Raw genomic sequence first — 1,805 nt, 5'->3', positions numbered from 1 at the left:
GACCATCGCCTCGTCGCCCTTCATCGCCAGGGCGGTCACCGCGATCACCGGGATCGGCGCCAGCGCCTCATCCGCCTTCAGCCATTTCGTCACCTCCAGCCCCGAGATCTCCGGCAGCTGGATGTCGAGCAGGATCAGGTCAGGCCGGTGGGCCCGCGCCAGTCGCATCGCCTCGGCGGCGTTGTCGGTGCCGATCGTGGCGTAGCCGTTGGCCTCGAGCACATCGACGAACAGCTTCCGGTTCAGCTCGTTGTCCTCGACGATCAGCACCGTCTTCGCCATGGCTCGAGTCCCCCCGCGCCGCTTCCGGCGGCGCCCCGCGACCAGGATCGGCCCCCGCATCATGCGTTGTAAAGGCCGTGCGGATACAACCGCAGATGAGCCTTCCATCGGCACCGCAGCCGCCTTTCCAGCACCGCTGACGGCCGGGTACAAAAGGAGTACGATGCGCGCCATGAGCGAACCGTCCGGGCGCCTTGGCGTTCCCCTCCATGCCTCCACGGCCACAGCAGGCTGACCTGCTGCCCGGCCTGTGCCGGGACTGCGGCGCGCATCCGCCGCCGGGCGCGTGGCGCTGCGCCAAATGCGGGTCGCCGCGGCTGATCCGCCATGCCGAGCTGCACAGCCTGACCATCGCCCATCTCGACTGCGACGCCTTCTACGCCACGGTGGAGAAGCGCGACCGGCCGGAGCTGGCGGCCAAGCCCGTGATCGTCGGCGGCGGCACCCGCGGCGTGGTCTCGGCCGCCTGCTATGTCGCCCGGCTGTACGGCGTGCGGTCGGCCATGCCGATGTTCAAGGCGCTGGAGGCCTGCCCCGACGCCGTGGTGCTGCGGCCGGACATGGCGAAATACGCCGCGGTCAGCCGCCTGATCCGGGCCGTGTTCCTGGCCGCCACGCCGAAGGTCGAGCCGCTGTCGCTGGACGAGGCCTTCCTCGACCTGTCCGGCACCCAGGCGCTGCACGGCCGCAGCCCGGCCGAGACCTGCGCCGCGATCGCCCGCGAGGTCGAGCGCGAGATCGGCGTCACCCTGTCGATCGGCTTGGCGCCAAACAAGATGCTGGCCAAGATCGCGTCCGATTTGGACAAGCCGCGCGGCTTCGCCGTGATCGGCCGGGCCGGGGCGATGGCGTTCCTGGCCGACAAGCCGGTCGGCATCATCCCCGGCGTCGGCAAGGTGATGCGCGAGAAGCTGTTCAGCGAAGGCATCCGCAGCGTCGGCGACCTGCGGCGGCTGGACGAAAGCGCCCTGGTCCGCCGCTTCGGCGTGTTCGGCCGGCGCCTGTACCGCTATGCCCGCGGCGAGGACCAGCGCCCGGTCGACCCGGATGGCGAGACCAAGAGCATCTCGGCCGAGACCACCTTCAGCATCGACATCCCGAACCCGCAGACCCTCCAGCGCGAGCTGTGGCCGCTGTGCGAGACGGTGGCCGCCCGGCTGAAGAAGCAGGACCTGGCCGGCGGCACCGTGGTGCTGAAGCTGAAGACCGCGAGCTTCCGCCAGCTGACCCGCAGCCACCGGCTGGCCGACCCGACGCAGCTGGCGGAGACGATCTGGCGCATCGCCGTGCCGATGATCGATCAGGTCGCCACCGGCGAGGCGTTCCGGCTGATCGGCATCGGCTGCACCGATCTGGTCGAGGGCCGGCTGGCCGACCCGCCCGACCTGCTCGACCCCGCCCCGGCCAAGCGCCGGGCGGTGGAGGAAACCATCGACGCGATGCGGCAGAAGCTGGGCCCGGACGCCATCGCCAAGGGCCGATCCGGCCTGCCACGGCGGACGGGCTGAGCCCGCCGCCCATTC

At 71.1% G+C, this 1,805-nt stretch carries 2 protein-coding genes; one reads left to right on the top strand and one right to left on the bottom strand.

Annotation, left to right across the window (positions count from 1 at the left end):
- Positions 1-282, bottom strand: a 282-nt coding sequence (locus AC3XYG_RS27250; protein ID WP_489143016.1) for a response regulator, incomplete at its 3' end; no start/stop codon positions are given.
- Positions 283-491: 209 nt separating this feature from the next.
- On the opposite strand from AC3XYG_RS27250, the gene AC3XYG_RS27245 reads away from it, so the two are divergent.
- Positions 492-1,790, top strand: a complete 1,299-nt coding sequence (locus AC3XYG_RS27245; protein ID WP_489143015.1) for a DNA polymerase IV — start codon at positions 492-494, stop codon at positions 1,788-1,790.
- Positions 1,791-1,805: the final 15 nt, after the last annotated feature.

The sequence above is a fragment of the Inquilinus sp. genome (genome assembly GCF_057815775.1).
Note: the sequence above shows the minus strand (reverse complement) of the source record. Positions and strands in the feature narration are given on the sequence as shown.